The organism is Streptomyces sp. NPDC018026 (assembly GCF_044327745.1).
GTDB lineage: Bacteria > Actinomycetota > Actinomycetes > Streptomycetales > Streptomycetaceae > Streptomyces > Streptomyces rubrogriseus.
Genome location: NZ_JBIRFY010000006.1, coordinates 252,566 through 269,764 on the forward strand (window position 1 = coordinate 252,566; position 17,199 = coordinate 269,764).

A 17,199-nucleotide genomic window follows, 5' to 3' on the forward strand; every position below is an offset into this window, starting at 1 on the left:
ACGTGCGTAGAGTCTTCACCGGACCTCCTGATGGCATGCGCACGCCATCCCTACGCCATCCAGGGGTTCTCCCCACTCGCGCATCCCCCACGGAGCACCACCGAGCCATCGGAGGCACGTCATGCTCGTGCACAGATCCGGATCGGCCCGCGGACGGCGGTTCGCCGTCACCGGGATCCTGCTCGCCGCGTTCTCCCTCGTGTTCACCCTTCCCGCCGACGCCGCGTCGTCCGCGGACGTCCCGGCCCGCGGCTCCGCCCACATGGGCATGGGCGTCGCGGCCCACGACGGCGAGCACGGCACCCCCGTCCCGGGCCGCGCGGCCCAGACGGAGGGCGTCGACGTCTCCAGCCACCAGGGCAACGTCGCCTGGTCGACCCTGTGGAACAGCGGCGTCAAGTGGGCCTACGCCAAGGCCACCGAGGGGACGTACTACACGAACCCCTACTTCGCCCAGCAGTACAACGGCTCCTACAACGTCGGCATGATCCGGGGCGCCTACCACTTCGCCACCCCGGACACCACGAGCGGCGCCACCCAGGCCAACTACTTCGTCGACCACGGCGGCGGCTGGTCCAAGGACGGCAAGACACTGCCGGGCGCGCTCGACATCGAGTGGAACCCGTACGGCGCCACCTGCTACGGCAAGTCGCAGAGCGGGATGGTCTCCTGGATCCGGGACTTCCTGAACACGTACAAGGCCCGTACCGGCCGGGACGCCGTGATCTACACGGCGACCAGCTGGTGGACCCAGTGCACCGGCAACTACGGCGGCTTCGCCTCGAACAACCCGCTGTGGGTCGCCCGCTACGCCTCGACGGTGGGCACGCTGCCGGCCGGCTGGGGCTACTACACGATGTGGCAGTACACGTCGTCCGGCCCGACGGTCGGCGACCACAACAAGTTCAACGGCGCGCTGGACCGCGTCCAGGCGCTCGCCAACGGCTGACGGGCCCCAGCGGCACAGGGAAGGCCCGGGTTCCTTTTCAAGAACCCGGGCCTTCCCCCCTTTCCTCATCCGGTCGCGTCCGTCACGCCGCGACCGGAACCTCCGGCCGCGCACCGTTGGTCGCCGGTGCGAGCGCCAGTTCCAGCACCTGGCGGACGTCGGTGACGGCGTGGACGTCGAGCTTGTCCAGCACCTGGGCCGGGACGTCGTCCAGGTCGGGCTCGTTGCGCTTGGGGATGATCACCGTGGTGATCCCCGCCCGGTGCGCGGCGAGCAGCTTCTGCTTGACCCCGCCGATCGGCAGCACCCGCCCGGTCAGCGAGACCTCGCCGGTCATCGCCACGTCGGTGCGCACCAGCCGGCCGGACAGGAGCGAGGCGAGGGCCGTGGTCATGGTGACGCCGGCGCTCGGGCCGTCCTTGGGGACCGCGCCCGCCGGGAAGTGGATGTGCGCTCCCCGGTCCTTGAGGTCGCCCACCGGCAGCTCCAGCTCGGCGCCGTGACTGCGCAGGAAGCTCAGCGCGATCTGCGCCGACTCCTTCATCACGTCGCCCAGCTGACCGGTCAGGGTCAGTCCGGCCGCGCCCGTCTCCGGGTCGGCCAGCGAGGCCTCGACGTACAGGACGTCGCCGCCCGCGCCGGTGACCGCGAGGCCGGTGGCCACGCCGGGCACCGCGGTGCGCCGCTCGGCCGGGTCCTGGGCGGACTCGGGCACGTGGTGCGGCCGGCCGACGAGACCGCGCAGGTCGGCCTCGGTGACGGTGAACGGCAGCTCCCGCTCGCCCAGTTCGTGCTGGGCCGCCACCTTGCGCAGCAGCCGCGCGATGGCCCGCTCCAGGGTGCGCACGCCCGCCTCGCGGGTGTACTCACCCGCCAGCTTGCGCAGCGCGCCCTCGTCGACGGTGACCTCGTCCGCGTCCAGTCCGGCCCGCTCCAGCTGGCGCGGGAGCAGGTGGTCACGGGCGATGACGACCTTCTCGTCCTCCGTGTAGCCGTCCAGGCGGACCAGCTCCATGCGGTCGAGCAGGGCCTCCGGGATGGCTTCCAGGACGTTGGCGGTGGCCAGGAAGACCACGTCGGAAAGGTCCAGCTCGACCTCCAGGTAGTGGTCCCGGAAGGTGTGGTTCTGGGCCGGGTCGAGGACCTCCAGCAAGGCCGCGGCCGGGTCGCCCCGGAAGTCGGAGCCCACCTTGTCGATCTCGTCGAGCAGGACGACCGGGTTCATGGACCCCGCCTCCTTGATCGCCCGCACGATCCGGCCGGGCAGCGCGCCGACGTAGGTACGCCGGTGGCCGCGGATCTCGGCCTCGTCGCGGACGCCGCCGAGGGCGACGCGGACGAACTTGCGGCCCATCGCGTGGGCGACGGACTCGCCGAGGCTGGTCTTGCCGACGCCGGGCGGGCCGACCAGGGCCAGTACGGCACCGCCGCGCCGGCCGCCGACCACGCCGAGGCCACGGTCGCCGCGCCGCTTGCGCACGGCCAGGTACTCGGTGATGCGCTCCTTCACGTCCTCCAGGCCCGCGTGCTCGGCGTCGAGCACCGCCTGGGCGCCCTGGATGTCGTAGGCGTCCTCGGTGCGCTCGCTCCACGGCATCTCCAGGACCGTGTCGAGCCAGGTGCGGATCCAGGAGCCCTCGGGCGACTGGTCGGAGGACCGCTCCAGCTTGTCGACCTCCTTGAGCGCGGCCTCGCGGACCTTCTCGGGCAGGTCTGCGGCCTCCACCCGGGCGCGGTAGTCGTCGGACTCCTCACCCTCCTGCTCGCCGTTGATCTCGCGCAGCTCCTTGCGGACCGCGTCGAGCTGGCGGCGCAGCAGGAACTCCCGCTGCTGCTTGTCGACGCCCTCCTGGACGTCCTTGGCGATGGTCTCGGCGACGTCCTGCTCGGCGAGGTGGTCGCGCAGCTGCTGGGTGGCGAGCTTGAGACGGGCCACCGGGTCGGTGGTCTCCAGCAGCTCGACCTTCTGCTCGGTGGTCAGGAACGGCGAGTAGCCGGAGTTGTCGGCGAGCGCGGACACGTCGTCAATAGCCTGGACCCGGTCGACGACCTGCCAGGCGCCGCGCTTGCGCAGCCACGCGGTGGCGAGCGCCTTGTACTCCTTCACCAGCTCGGCGACCTGGCCGGGCAGCGGCTCGGGGACGGTCTCGTCGACCCGGGTGCCCTCGACCCAGAGCGCGGCGCCGGGACCGGTGGTGCCGGCGCCGATGCGCACCCGGCCCCGGCCGCGGATCAGGGCGCCGGGGTCGCCGTCGGCCAGGCGGCCGACCTGCTCGACGGTGCCGAGCACGCCGGTGGCGGCGTGGGCGCCGTCGATGCGCGGGACGAGCAGCACGCGGGGCTTGCCGGGCTCGGACCTGGCGGCGGCCTGGGCGGCCTCCACCGCGGCCCGTACCTCGGCGTCGCTCAGGTCCAGGGGGACGACCATGCCGGGCAGGACCACTTCGTCGTCGAGCGGCAGCACGGGCAGGGTGAGCGGTGTGAAGGCGGCGGACTCAGCAGCCATGATCTCCCCTTCGGCAGTCAAGTTGAGTTACATCGACTCAATGAAAGGGAGCCCCGGATTGTTCCCCCGGGTGTGTTCGCTCTGAGCGATCAAGTCCCGAGGGGGTACGTCCCGCCTCTTACGTCCCGCCTCCGGTGACAGCACCGTCGTACCGGCGGGCATTCCTCCGCCGGGCGGGTGCCAGGATGGGCCGATGCCCCTCACTACCCACGACTCCCCCGACGCGGACTTCCCCGACGCGCCCGAGGTGCTGGACCGCCGCGAGGGTCCGTACGGCGAGGTGGTCCTGCGCCGGCACGGAACGTTGCTGCAGATCATCGCGAACGGCTGCTTCCTGATGGACACCTCCGACGGGCGCTCGGAGCGGCGCCTGGTCGACGCGGCGGCCGACGCGCTGGCCGCCTCCGGCGGGCGGACCGCTCCGCACCTGCTCATCGGCGGTCTCGGGGTCGGCTTCTCCCTCGCACACGCGGCCGCCGACCCCCGCTGGGGCAGGATCGCGGTCGTCGAGCGCGAGGGCGCCGTCATCGACTGGCACCGCGCCGGACCGCTGGGCGCGCTCTCCGCCGAGGCGCTGGCCGACCCGCGCACGGAGATCGTCGAGGCGGACCTGGTCGAGTACGTCAATGAGACATCCGACACGTACGACGCCCTGTGTCTGGACATCGACAACGGACCCGGCTGGACCGTCACCGAGGGCAACGACGGGCTGTACGCGCCGTCCGGACTGGCGGGCTGCGCACGGCTGTTGAGGCCCGGCGGGGTGCTTGCCGTATGGTCCGCGCAGCCCTCTCCGGAATTCGAAGAAACCTTGCGTAATGCCGGTTTCCAGCAGGTGCGTACCGAAGAGATCCCCGTTGCCCGGGGCGTTCCGGACGTCGTTCACATCGGCGTCGGGCCTGGATAGCAAAGCCGCGGTGACTCCCCGTACGCTGCTGCCCTGACGCGGATCATTCAAGCGTCGAGCGCAGTCATGGGATCACCCCACGGATTCCGGAAAGCACACCTCAGGGGCGGGCGATGGAGCAGACACAGACCTCCCACAACGGCACGGCCACCCAGGGCGCCCAGCGCCGGGTGCTGGTGGTCGAGGACGATCAGACGATCGTGGACGCCATCGCGACCCGTCTGCGCGCCGAAGGGTTCCTGGTGCAAACGGCGGGCGACGGTCCGTCCGCCGTCGACACCGCCGAGGCTTGGCAGCCCGACCTGCTGATCCTCGACATCATGCTGCCCGGCTTCGACGGCCTGGAGGTCTGCCGGCGCGTGCAGGCCCAGCGGCCGGTGCCGGTGCTGATGCTCACGGCGCGCGACGACGAGACGGACATGCTGGTCGGCCTCGGCGTGGGCGCCGACGACTACATGACCAAGCCGTTCTCGATGCGCGAGCTGGCCGCCCGCGTGCACGTGCTGCTGCGGCGGGTCGAGCGGGCCGTGGTGGCCGCCTCGACGCCGCGCAGCGGCATCCTGCGCCTGGGCGAGCTGGAGATCGACCACGCCCAGCGCCGGGTGCGGGTGCGCAGCGAGGACGTGCACCTCACGCCGACCGAGTTCGACCTGCTGGTCTGCCTGGCGAACACCCCGCGGGCGGTGCTCTCCCGCGAGCAGCTGCTCGCCGAGGTGTGGGACTGGGCCGACGCCTCGGGCACCCGGACCGTGGACAGCCACATCAAGGCGCTGCGCCGGAAGATCGGCGCCGAGCGCATCCGTACCGTGCACGGCGTGGGCTACGCGTTGGAGACACCGACGCCATGAGCCGGGGACGGGAAGCCGCACGGAGGAACCCCGGCCCCCGGAGAACCGGGGATCCCTGGGGTGGCGTACGCCCGTTCTCGATCAAGACCAAGCTGGGCGCGCTGGTCGTCACGTCGGTGCTGATCACCACCGGCCTGTCGGTGATAGCGGTGCACACCAAGACGGAGCTGCGGTTCATCACGGTCTTCTCGATGATCGCCACGCTGCTGATCACGCAGTTCGTGGCGCACTCGCTGACCGCGCCGCTGGACGAGATGAACGCGGTGGCCCGGTCCATCTCGCACGGCGACTACACCCGCCGGGTGCGGGAGAACCGCCGGGACGAGCTGGGCGCCCTGGCCGTCACCATCAATCGCATGGCCGACGACCTGGAGGCCCAGGACCTCCAGCGCAAGGAGTTGGTGGCGAACGTCTCGCACGAGCTGCGCACCCCGATCGCGGGCCTGCGCGCGGTGCTGGAGAACATCGTCGACGGCGTCACCGAGGCCGACCCGGAGACCATGCGCACCGCGCTCGGGCAGACCGAGCGGCTCGGCCGGCTGGTGGAGACGCTGCTCGACCTCTCCCGCCTGGACAACGGCGTCATACCGCTGCGCAAGCGGCGCTTCGAGGTGTGGCCGTACCTGTCGGGCGTACTGAAGGAGGCCAACATGGTCGCCTCCGCGCGCGCGGGCATCGCCTCGGGGTCCGGCAGCCACTCCCGCACCGACGTGCATCTGGCCCTGGACGTCTTCCCGCCGGAGCTGACCGCGCACGCCGACCCCGAGCGCATCCACCAGGTCGTCGCCAACCTGATCGACAACGCCGTCAAGCACAGCCCGCCGCACGGCCGGGTGACGGTCCGGGCGCGCCGCGGCGAGCTGCCGGAATCGCTTGAGCTGGAAGTTCTCGACGAAGGACCGGGCATCCCGCGCTCGGAGTGGCGCCGGGTGTTCGAGCGGTTCAACCGCGGTTCGGTGTCGCGGCCGCACGGTCCGGGCAGCGACGGGGGCACCGGTCTGGGCCTCGCGATCGCGCGCTGGGCGGTGGATCTGCACGGCGGCCGGATCGGAGTGGCCGAATCCGAGCGGGGCTGCCGGATTCTCATCACTCTTCCGGGCCTGCCGTCGACGTCCGGTTGACGTAGGGTTCGAAGCGGAGCGTCAAGATCCACTGCATCCGCGCTGGCGGACACGTGTGATCAGGCACAGGCCCGCGTCGGAGAGGCGCCGGGTCCCGGTCTCCCGATCCCGCACGCAGCAGAACCTCGCTTGTTTCCCGCCATTTCCAGCGCCGAAACGCAGTCTGCAATGTGACTTACGCGACGATGAACGGGCCCAGTCTGACCTTCCGGGGCCGGTAGGCGTAGCCTTGATTCCCGCTGTCCACCATCTTGTGAAGCGGAAGAGGGCGGTTCTCGCCGTGTCGCCACAGTCCCCCAGTAACTCGAGCATCTCGACCGACACCGACCAAGCGGGCACCGCGGGAAAGAACCCCGCGGCCGCGTTCGGTGCCAATGAGTGGCTCGTCGACGAGATCTATCAGCAGTACCTCCAGGACCCGAACTCCGTGGACCGAGCCTGGTGGGACTTCTTCGCCGACTACAAGCCCGGAGCGGCGGCGACCCCGACCGCCTCCGGCGCCGTGACCACGGATGCCGGCAGCACGCCACCGGCCGCCCCCGCCCCGCAGGCGCAGGCCCCGGCGCAGCCGCAGGCCGCCGCCCCGGCGCCCGCCCCCGCGAAGCCCGCCGCTGCCGCCCCGGCGGCGCCGGCCGCTCCGGCCACCAAGCCCGCTGCCGCGCCGGCCAAGCCCGCCGCCAAGCCGCAGGCGAAGGCCGCCGCGCCCGCCAAGGACGCCGGTGCCGCCCCCGAGGGCCCGGAGCTGGTGACCCTGCGCGGCCCGGCCGCCGCGGTCGCGAAGAACATGAACGCCTCGCTGGAGCTGCCCACGGCCACGTCCGTGCGCGCGGTCCCGGTGAAGCTGCTGTTCGACAACCGCATCGTCATCAACAACCACCTCAAGCGCGCCCGGGGCGGGAAGATCTCCTTCACGCACCTGATCGGCTACGCGATGGTGCAGGCCATCAAGGCCATGCCGACGATGAACCACTCGTTCGGCGAGAAGGACGGCAAGCCGACCCTGGTCAAGCCGGCCCACATCAACCTCGGCCTCGCCATCGACCTGGTCAAGCCCAACGGCGACCGCCAGCTGGTCGTCGCGGCGATCAAGAAGGCCGAGACGCTGAACTTCTTCGAGTTCTGGCAGGCCTACGAGGACATCGTCCGTCGCGCCCGCGACAACAAGCTGACGATGGACGACTTCACCGGCGTCACGGTCTCCCTGACCAACCCCGGCGGCCTCGGCACCGTCCACTCCGTGCCGCGCCTGATGCCCGGCCAGTCGGTCATCCTGGGCGTCGGCTCCATGGACTACCCGGCGGAGTTCCAGGGCACCAGCCAGGACACCCTGAACAAGCTCGGCATCTCGAAGGTCATGACGCTCACGTCGACCTACGACCACCGGGTCATCCAGGGCGCCGCCTCCGGCGAGTTCCTGCGCCAGGTCGCCAACCTGCTGCTCGGCGAGAACGGCTTCTACGACGAGATCTTCAAGGCGCTGCGCATCCCCTACGAGCCGGTCCGCTGGCTCAAGGACATCGACGCCTCGCACGACGACGACGTCACCAAGGCCGCCCGCGTCTTCGAGCTGATCCACTCCTACCGGGTGCGCGGCCACGTCATGGCCGACACCGACCCGCTGGAGTACCAGCAGCGCAAGCACCCCGACCTGGACATCACCGAGCACGGGCTCACCCTGTGGGACCTGGAGCGCGAGTTCGCGGTCGGCGGCTTCGCCGGCAAGTCCCTGATGAAGCTGCGCGACATCCTCGGCGTGCTGCGCGACTCGTACTGCCGCACCACCGGCATCGAGTTCATGCACATCCAGGACCCGAAGCAGCGCAAGTGGATCCAGGACCGCATCGAGCGCTCGCACACCAAGCCGGAGCGCGAGGAGCAGCTGCGCATCCTGCGCCGCCTGAACGCCGCCGAGGCGTTCGAGACGTTCCTGCAGACCAAGTACGTCGGCCAGAAGCGGTTCTCCCTGGAGGGCGGCGAGTCCGTCATCCCGCTGCTCGACGCGGTCATCGACTCGGCCGCCGAGTCCCGCCTGGACGAGGTCGTCATCGGCATGGCCCACCGCGGCCGGCTGAACGTGCTGGCCAACGTGGTCGGCAAGTCGTACGCGCAGATCTTCCGCGAGTTCGAGGGCAATCTCGACCCGAAGTCGATGCACGGCTCCGGCGACGTGAAGTACCACCTGGGCGCCGAGGGCACCTTCACCGGCCTGGACGGCGAGCAGATCGCGGTCTCGCTGGTCGCCAACCCCTCGCACCTGGAGGCGGTGGACCCGGTCCTGGAGGGCGTCTCGCGCGCCAAGCAGGACATCATCAACAAGGGCGGCACGGACTTCACCGTCCTGCCGGTGGCGATCCACGGCGACGCGGCCTTCGCGGGCCAGGGCGTGGTGGCCGAGACCCTGAACATGTCGCAGCTGCGCGGCTACCGCACCGGCGGCACGGTCCACGTCGTCATCAACAACCAGGTCGGCTTCACCGCCGCCCCGGAGTCGTCGCGCTCCTCGATGTACGCGACCGACGTGGCCCGCATGATCGAGGCCCCGATCTTCCACGTGAACGGCGACGACCCGGAGGCCGTGGTCCGCGTCGCGCGGCTCGCCTTCGAGTTCCGCCAGGCGTTCAACAAGGACGTGGTGATCGACCTCATCTGCTACCGCCGCCGCGGTCACAACGAGACCGACAACCCGGCCTTCACCCAGCCGCTGATGTACGACCTGATCGACAAGAAGCGCTCGGTGCGCAAGCTGTACACCGAGTCCCTCATCGGTCGCGGCGACATCACCCTGGAAGAGGCCGAGCAGGCGCTGCAGGACTACCAGGGCCAGCTGGAGAAGGTCTTCACCGAGGTCCGCGAGGCCGTCTCCCAGCCGGCGTCCGCGGAGCCCTCGGAGCCGCAGGCGGAGTTCCCGGTCGCCGTGAACACCGCGATCAGCGCCGAGACCGTCAAGCGCATCGCCGAGTCCCAGGTCAACATCCCCGACCACATCACCGTGCACCCGCGCCTGCTGCCGCAGCTGCAGCGCCGTGCGGCGATGGTCGAGGACGGCACGATCGACTGGGGCATGGGCGAGACCCTCGCCGTCGGCTCCCTCCTCCTGGACGGCGTGCCGGTCCGGCTGACCGGCCAGGACTCGCAGCGCGGCACCTTCGGCCAGCGCCACGCGGTCGTCATCGACCGGGAGACCGGCGACGAGTTCACGCCGCTGCTCTACCTGTCCGAGGACCAGTCCCGGTACAACGTCTACAACTCGCTGCTCTCCGAGTACGCGGTGATGGGCTTCGAGTACGGCTACTCGCTGGCCCGCCCGGACGCGCTGGTGATGTGGGAGGCGCAGTTCGGCGACTTCGTCAACGGCGCGCAGACGGTCGTGGACGAGTTCATCTCCTCGGCCGAGCAGAAGTGGAACCAGACCTCCGGCGTCACCCTCCTGCTCCCGCACGGCTACGAGGGCCAGGGCCCGGACCACTCCTCGGCCCGCCCCGAGCGGTTCCTGCAGCTGTGCGCGCAGAACAACATGACGGTCGCGATGCCGACCCTGCCGTCGAACTACTTCCACCTCCTGCGGTGGCAGGTGCACAACCCGCACCACAAGCCGCTGGTGGTCTTCACCCCGAAGTCGATGCTGCGCCTGAAGGCGGCGGCCTCGAAGGCGGAGGAGTTCACGACGGGCCAGTTCCGCCCGGTCATCGGCGACGACTCGGTCGACCCGGCCGCCGTCAAGAAGGTCGTCTTCACCGCCGGCAAGGTCTACTACGACCTGGACGCCGAGCGGAAGAAGCGCGGCCTGACGGACACGGCCATCATCCGCATCGAGCGCCTGTACCCGCTGCCGGGTGCCGAGCTCCAGGCGGAGATCGCCAAGTACCCGAACGCCGAGAAGTACCTGTGGGCCCAGGAGGAGCCGGCGAACCAGGGTGCCTGGCCGTTCATCGCGCTCAACCTGATCGACCACCTGGACCTGGCGGTCGGCGCCGACGTCCCGCACGGCGAGCGCCTGCGCCGCATCTCGCGCCCGCACGGCTCGTCCCCGGCCGTCGGCTCCGCCAAGCGGCACCAGGCCGAGCAGGAGCAGCTGGTGCGTGAGGTGTTCGAGGCGTGAGCCTCTGACGCCTGCCACGGCCGCACCGTGCAGGGCCCGGCTCCGGAACTCCCCGGGGCCGGGCCCTTCGGCGTCCCCGGCGCAGGCGGACGCCCGGTCAGGTGCGCTGGGGTTCGAAGTCCCAGAACGGAGCGCGCCCGGCACGGGCGGACAGGGTGCGCGGGTGCTGGGGGCCGAGGGCGGCGACCAGGCCCTCCAGGGCCTGACTGTGCACCGCGTCGGCCTGCCCGCGCCGCCCCCGCACGCGCAGTGCGGCCGCGAGGGCCACCCCCGCGAAGAGCGTGAACGGATGGGCGGGGCCGAGGACGCGCGCCGCGGTGTCGGCCGTGTCCCGGCTCAGGGTGAGGGCACGCTCCGCGTCTCCGGCGTCCCCGTGCAGGATCGCCGCGTTGAGCGCGCAGCCCAGCGTCCAGGGGTGGTCGTGCCCCACGACGGCGTCCATGTCGGCCAGCGCGGCGGCGGCGAGGGCAGGTGCGCGGTCGTGCTCGCCCGCCCGGTGCAGCAGCAGGGCGTGGTTGGCGCGGGCGCCCGCGGCGTAGGGGTGACCTGCGGTGAGCGTCTCCTCGTAGCGGCCGACGACGCGCTCGCTCAGCCCCCGGGCCGGGCCGAGGTCTCCCTGCTCCCGGGCGAGGCAGCTCCGGCCGGCGAGGAGCATCAGCACCAGCGGGTCGCTGTCGCCGAGCACCCGCTCCGCCAGCTCCAGTGCCCGGCCGACGTGGTGGGCCGCCTCGTCGGTGTCGCCCACGGCGTGGTGGCACAGCGCGAGGTTGTGCGCGGCGAGCAGAGTCTGCCGGTGGTGGGCGCCCAGCGTCTCGCGCACCAGCCGCCAGTTGGCGTCCTGCCTCGACAGGGCCTCCTCGTGGCGGCCGAGCAGCCGGAGGTCGACGGCGCACGTCGTGTCGGAACTCAGCGTCCACGGGTGCCGGTCCCCGAGCAGCCGGCGGCGCTCCCGGAGGGTGGGCAGGTCGACGCTCAGGGCGTCCTCGTAGCGGCCCAGCAGCCGCAGCGAGACGGCCACGTTGTTCCGTGCGTTCAGGGTGCGGGTGTCCTGGTCGCCGAGGAGTTCGCGGTACGTGCCGTGCACCCGCCGCGAAATGTCCAGGGCCTCCGCGTAGTGCCCGAGGCCGCGCAGGTCCGCGGCCAGTCCGCCGAGTGCCCGCAGCAGGTCGGGGTCGCGTTCCCCCCGCTGCTCGCTCAGGTGCCGGACGGCCGCCCGCTCGATCTCCATCGTGCGGTGGAAGTCTCCGGCGGCGCGCAGCAGGTTGGCGTAGTGGTAGGTCAGTTCCCAGACGAGGGGGTGCTGGTCGCCGAGGAGCGAACGCCAGATCCGGGTGGCGTGGCCGCCGAGCCGGACGCCCGGTCCGTACTCGCCCGACAGGTACAGGTAGCGCAGGCAGTCGAGGACCAGCGTCTGCACGGCCTCGTCGGTGGTCGCGAGGACGTCGGCGTACTTGAGGTGCGGCACGATCTCGGCGTACCTGGGCCACTGTTCGGGGGCCGAGGGCCGGCCGCGCCCGGCCGCGGCCAGGGCCCGCCGTACGACGTCGACGAGTTCGCGCCGGACCTCTTCCGGCATGGCCTTGTGCGCCATCTGGTGCACGACCCGGTGCACGTACAGGTGCTCGCGCTCCGGTTCCGCCGGGTCCGGTTCCACCCGGACGAGGGAGTGCCTGCGCAGGTGGCCGAGGGCCCGGTCCCAGCGCCGGGTGTCGCTCAGCAGTCCGGCCACGGAGTCGGGCAGCCCGTCGTGCGGCATGCTCCGCAGCAGGTGGACGGGGACGAGGCCCGGCGCGAAGAAGGTGCACAGCCGGAGCAGGACGACGGACTCCGGGGCTCTCGCGCGCAGTTCGGCCAGCAGGATCGACCAGGCCGTCCGGAAGGCCGGCGGGAAGTCCTCCGCCGCGTTCCGCGCGTCGCCCTCCGTACTGTCGCCGTCCGCCAGCAGGGCCAGGTACTCGTCGACCGAGCGGTCCGAGTCGTTCAGCCAGCCCACCGTCTGGGCGAGCAGCAGCGGCAGGTCGCCCAGGGCCTCGGCGATCCGGTCGGCCTCGGCCGGTGTGGGACCGGGCGCGCGACGGCGGATGAAGGCGATCGACTCGTCGCGGGTGTACACGGGGACCTCCAGCAGCCCGCTGCCGTGGCGGCTCCACTCCGGGTTCCGCGAGGAGACCAGGACGTGTCCCGGGCCCCTCGGCACCAGGTCCTCGATCTCCTCGGGCTCGTCGGCACCGTCCAGGACCAGCAGCCACCGGGAGCAGGGCTCGCCGCGGCGCAGCGCGTCCCGCACCGCGCGCAGCCGCTCCCCGTACTCCTGGCCGGTCCGCAGGCCCAGTCTGGGGGCGAGGTCGGCCAGTTGGCGGCGGCAGTCGGCCCGGTCCTGCGCGTTGACCCACCAGACCACGTCGTACTCGGGCCCGAGCCGGTGCGCGTACTCGGCGGCGAGCTGCGTCTTGCCCACCCCGGACATGCCGTGCAGCGTCAGCATTCCCGTGTCCGGCCGCGCACCGCCCAGCAGGTCGTGGATCTCGTCCAGCAGGGCCTCACGGCCGGTGAAACGGCGGTTGCGACGCGGCACGGCGCCCCACACGCCCGGCGCGTCCGCCGGAAACCGCGGCCCGGTCCCGGCCTCGGCGTCCTCGGTCACCGGTTCGGACGGCAGGCCGAGCCGCTCCAGCAGGCGCCGCTCGGCCTCCTCGGCACTCAGGCCGTGGAGGGCGACGGGCGCCAGCAGGGAGACCTCCGAGGGGAGCGTGGCCCCGGTGACCGACACGGCCGCGAACCGGTCCGGGTCGGGGGCGACGACCTCGCGCAGAACCGCGTTCCACTCCTCGTACGAGTGCGTGCCGTCACCGAAGTAGGGGGCGTTCAGGACCAGCAGGGCCCGCCCGGGCGCGAGGGTCAGGTCGCGCAGCAGGGCCGCCGGGGGGACCTCGGCCGGGGAACCCAGGCGCAGCGGCACCACCCGCACCCCGCGCCGCTCCAGCCGGTCCCCGATCCAGGCCGCCCAGGCCCGGTCGAGACCGGCGAAGCTGATCGAGACCGGCTGCCGGTCCGGGTCGGGACGCACGGTGGCCGGGGACGGGCGGGGCAGGGGCGTCCGGGGGACGTTCGGGGGCGTCGGTCCGCCCCGGGCCGGTGCGGCCGCGGCGCCGGTGGCCGCGTGGATCTCGCAGCGCAGCTCCGCCTTGCGGACCGGCACGCCCCACTGGTTGCTGACGGTCAGCCAGAGCGAAGCGGGTCCGAGGTCCGTGCCCGCACAGACCCGGAACCGCGCGGGTCCGTAGGTGCCGCCGAAGCGGTGCAGGACGACGTTCGGTTCGCCCAGGGCGGAGCAGTCCAGGTGCGGGGCGCCGTCCAGGGTGACGGTGAAGGTGAACTCCTCCTCGGGGTGGGGCCACTGGTCCGGCGCGCCGTCCGCGGAGGGGAGGGGGCCGCGCAGATCGACGGTGACGAGGTAGTCGGCGCCCGCCTCCGCCTGCCGGGGCCACGCGACGACGGGCTCGATCAGCAGCGGTTGCCCGGCCGGCCGTCCGGCGGCGCTCACCGGCCGCCTCCCCCCTCGGTGCTGAGCACGTCCACCGCGGTGAGCCGCAGCGCCGTTCCCGGATGCCCGTAGTAGTGGAACATGAACGCGTACAGGAGCCGCAGTACCCGTTTCTGGCCGACGACGTCGACCTGTCCGTCATCGTTGCGGACCCGGGGCAGCTCCGCCAGGGACCCGAACTCCTCCAGGGCCCGCACCCGGAAGTCCCGCAGTGTCCGCACCACCGGGCGGCGGGGCTGCTCGGCCACCTCGCGCACCAGGCGCCGCGCCATCGCCCGGGCCTCCAGGTCACCGACCTTCCCGGAGCTGACGATGCAGCCGCCCGCGCCCTTGCGCAGGAACAGCTCCGCGAATCCGCGCAGCGCCTCCTCCCCCTGGGCCCGGTTGTCCACGAACCGGCCGGAGTCGCAGGCGTTGAGGCAGACCAGCGAGCCGTCCCGGCGCAGCACCGACATCGGCTCGCCGTTCAGCTCGGCCCAGGTGCGATCACCGAGCGTGAGGCCCGGCACGGCCTCGCCGTAGGTGCCGTGACAGCCCAGGTAGACCAGTCCGGTGCGGTCGTCCTGGCTGTCGAGGTCTCTGAGGAAGGGCGTCATGCGCGGGTGCAGCCGGTGCGCGTACGAGGTGAAGACACGGCCGTCGTCCGCCATGTCCTGGTGGAGGTAGCCGAGCACCCGGCCGTGGCAGTCCCCGGTCTCGGCGGGCAGGCCGCCCTGACCGAGATCGCGCACGGTGGTCCAGCGGGCCACGGCGACCAGCGCCCCCAACGGGCCGCCCGCCAGGCCGGCCCCGGCGTCCCCGGGCAGCAGGAGCAGCTCCCAGGGCAGGTCGTATCCGGTGTCGTCCCACACGACCAGCCGCAGGCGGTCGCCGTGCCGGGCACGGATCCGGTTGATCCAGCCGGCGAGTTCGTACTGGTTGTCCGACCACAGGCGGATGCCCCGCAGCACCTCCGAGGGGTAGTGCCCGTCGCCGTCCTGCCGCAGCCGGGCGAGGCTGACGGCGGGAGCGGGCCTGCGGGTGGGTCCGGCCGCGCAGTTCACCGACAGGTCGCCGCACCAGCCCTGCAGCCGGTAGCCCGGCAGCCCGTCGGCCCCGTCCGCGCGCAGGACGCGCAGCACGGCGAAGCCGTCCTCCAGGCGGGCACCGGGCCGAGCGTCGGTTCCGCCGAGTCCGGCGGGCGGCTCCGGGGCGCGGCGCAGGTTCAGCACCGTAGCGGCTGGACGGCGGGCCACGGCCTTCAGTCCCGGCAGGGCCGCCCGGAGTCCGGCGGTGCCGTTGCCCGGGAGTCTGGGGGTCCCTCGGCGCGGATCACTCACCGGCGGCCTCCGCCCCGGGCGCTTGACGCCCGTCGACGACGATCGCCCCGAGCCGGTCGGCGAGGACGTACGGCAGGTCGCCGTACGGTTCCCGGCCCGGGTCGACGACCGCCACGTGCAGCCGTGTCCGGTCCATGGCGCCGATCCGGGCGGCGGCCTCCACCGCGTCCTCGACCCCCGCGGCGGCCACCGGGCCCGCGAGACGTCCGGTGTGGCTGGCCCGCAGCGGGACGTTGCCGCGGCCGTCGGTCACCACCACCAGCCACGCCTCCGCCGGGCCTGCGCCCTGTCGGCGCAGCAGCCTGCGCAGCGCCTGGGCCGCGAGTTCGACTCCGTGGGCGAGGGGCGTCGCCCGGCCCGCCCGCCGGTTCAGCGCGCCCGGCACCCGGGGGTCCAGGACGCCGCGGGCCGTGAAGGACCCCGCGCGCAGCTCGTCGGCCGCGTCCGCCGCGCCGACCTCGATCACCTGGACCGCGGCCCGGCTCGTGTACGCCCACTGCAGGAAGGGGGCGAGGACCTCCGGCCAGTTTCCGTCCCCGGTCCCGCCCCGGCAGGTGTGGTCCAGGAGCAGTACCAGGACCCGCTCGGGGGCGGCGGCGCGCACGTTGCTGTGCAGATCGACGGGGGCGACGGTGAACCGGTCGGTGCCCCGGGCCCGCTGGTGCACGGCGGCCTCGCGCACCGTGCGGACGTGGGCGATGTCCCGCAGGTCCGTGGCACGGCGGGTGCCGATCACGGTGCCCCGGGTGGAGACCGGCCCGGTGGTGCGCCGCCGGGGACCGCTCAACGGCACGGCGTCCCACGCCGCGGCCGGCTCGTCCTCCGGGTAGGGGATCCCCTCGGCCGGGGCGGGCGCGGCGCCGGGTGCGGTGCCGATTCCCTCGGCGGGTCCGGTGTCCAGCAGCCCCCGGTCGCCCTCGCGCGTCCGGAGTCGTCCGTCCCCGCCGGCGGTGCGACGTTCCGGGAGGGTGCCGGGCGGGCCCGTCGGTTCCGGCGCCGGACCGGACGGCTCCGGGTCGCTCTCCGGGCGGCCCGGCGCGCTCTGCGGCACGGCCACCCCGATGAGCCGGGCCGCGGCGTCGCTGTCGTCGGCCGAGGCCGACGGGCGGCCGTCGAGCGCCGCCAGGGTGCGGGCGAGCCGCAGGAGCGCCAGCTCCCGGCGGACCCCGGCGTCGGGTCCAAGCAGCTCCCGTGCCCGGTCGATCGCCGCGTCGCCGACGGGCACGGGCCGGATGCCTCCTTCGGCCGCCGAACGCCAGGCGGCCGGGAGCCCCGCGAACAGTTCCTCGCGCGCCTCCCCCTCGCCCGCCGCCCCCAGCCGCGGTACGGGTCCTGGTTCCGCGAGTGCCTCGCGCACACCGGGCGGCCGCAGCCCCACCGCCGACAGCCGTACGGCGAACCGGTCCAGCAGGTGCCGGCTGACCCGTCCCACGTCGGCGCTGCGGCAGACGGCCAGCCAGCGGGCCCGGGGCCGGACCGTCCGGCGCGGTCCACCGCGTTCGACGGTCACGACGTCGGCGCCGAGCAGCTGCACCGCGGCGCGCATCCCGGCGACGCTCAACCGTGCGAGGTCGGGCACCACGACCAACGGCGGCGCACCGTCGGCGTCGTCCCCCTCGGTCAGGGGGCCGGGATCGGTGCGGACGGTGATGCCGTGCTCGCCGCCGCGGATCCTGGTACGGGTCCACAGGTCCTCGTCCCGGTCCGAGGCACCCAGTACGAGCGGCGGGCGCGCCGGTTCGGCGGCTCCGGCGAGGACGGCGCCGAACAGCCGGGCGACCGGGTCGACGAGCCGGGGATCCAGGTCGAGGAGCAGGATCCCGGAGAGGGCCGGATCGGCCGCCGCGCAGACCAGTGCGAGGCCGAGCCGGTGCGCCGGGTCGTCGTACGGGGCGGCTGGCATCCC

General features: G+C 73.0%; 9 protein-coding genes. 5 read left to right on the forward strand and 4 right to left on the reverse strand.

What is annotated here, in order from left to right; translation table 11 throughout:
- Positions 1–121 precede the first annotated feature (121 nt).
- Positions 122–949 (forward strand): lysozyme, encoded by an 828-nt coding sequence (locus tag ACH4D3_RS20870; RefSeq protein WP_398323995.1) that lies wholly within the window; start codon positions 122–124, stop codon positions 947–949.
- Positions 950–1,031: 82 nt separating this feature from the next.
- Here the strand turns inward: ACH4D3_RS20870 and lon are convergent, their stop codons facing one another.
- Positions 1,032–3,455, reverse strand: coding sequence for an endopeptidase La (gene lon / locus ACH4D3_RS20875; protein ID WP_398323997.1), 2,424 nt, complete (start codon positions 3,453–3,455; stop codon positions 1,032–1,034).
- Positions 3,456–3,648: 193 nt separating this feature from the next.
- Here lon and ACH4D3_RS20880 point away from each other — a divergent pair, with 193 nt between their 5' ends.
- The 4 genes from ACH4D3_RS20880 to ACH4D3_RS20895 all read left to right on the forward strand — a co-directional run bounded on the left by ACH4D3_RS20880 (position 3,649) and on the right by ACH4D3_RS20895 (position 10,430).
- Positions 3,649–4,362, forward strand: coding sequence for a spermidine synthase (locus ACH4D3_RS20880; RefSeq protein ID WP_398323999.1), 714 nt, complete (start codon positions 3,649–3,651; stop codon positions 4,360–4,362).
- A gap of 113 nt (positions 4,363–4,475) precedes the next feature.
- Positions 4,476–5,210, forward strand: coding sequence for a response regulator transcription factor (locus tag ACH4D3_RS20885; RefSeq protein WP_003973686.1), 735 nt, complete (start codon positions 4,476–4,478; stop codon positions 5,208–5,210).
- Entirely contained in the window at positions 5,207–6,331 is a 1,125-nt protein-coding gene (locus ACH4D3_RS20890; protein ID WP_398324001.1) for a sensor histidine kinase, read from the forward strand. The genes ACH4D3_RS20885 and ACH4D3_RS20890 overlap by 4 nt, the downstream gene beginning before the upstream one ends.
- Before the next feature lie 280 nt (positions 6,332–6,611).
- Positions 6,612–10,430 carry a multifunctional oxoglutarate decarboxylase/oxoglutarate dehydrogenase thiamine pyrophosphate-binding subunit/dihydrolipoyllysine-residue succinyltransferase subunit gene (locus ACH4D3_RS20895; protein ID WP_398324003.1) on the forward strand — a complete coding sequence of 1,273 codons (3,819 nt, stop codon included), beginning with the start codon at positions 6,612–6,614 and terminating at the stop codon, positions 10,428–10,430.
- 97 nt (positions 10,431–10,527) lie between these two features.
- On the opposite strand, the gene fxsT is transcribed toward ACH4D3_RS20895, so the two are convergent.
- Genes fxsT through ACH4D3_RS20910 form a run of 3 tightly spaced genes read right to left on the reverse strand, consistent with a single transcriptional unit; the run spans position 10,528 to position 17,196 of the window.
- Positions 10,528–13,974 (reverse strand): FxSxx-COOH system tetratricopeptide repeat protein, encoded by a 3,447-nt coding sequence (gene fxsT, locus ACH4D3_RS20900; protein WP_398324005.1) that lies wholly within the window; start codon positions 13,972–13,974, stop codon positions 10,528–10,530.
- Positions 13,971–15,293 (reverse strand): CHAT domain-containing protein, encoded by a 1,323-nt coding sequence (locus ACH4D3_RS20905; RefSeq protein WP_398324007.1) that lies wholly within the window; start codon positions 15,291–15,293, stop codon positions 13,971–13,973. The genes fxsT and ACH4D3_RS20905 overlap by 4 nt, the downstream gene beginning before the upstream one ends.
- A complete protein-coding gene (locus tag ACH4D3_RS20910; protein ID WP_398324009.1) occupies positions 15,286–17,196 on the reverse strand; it encodes a magnesium chelatase in 1,911 nt (636 codons plus the stop codon). The genes ACH4D3_RS20905 and ACH4D3_RS20910 overlap by 8 nt, the downstream gene beginning before the upstream one ends.
- Positions 17,197–17,199 lie beyond the last annotated feature (3 nt).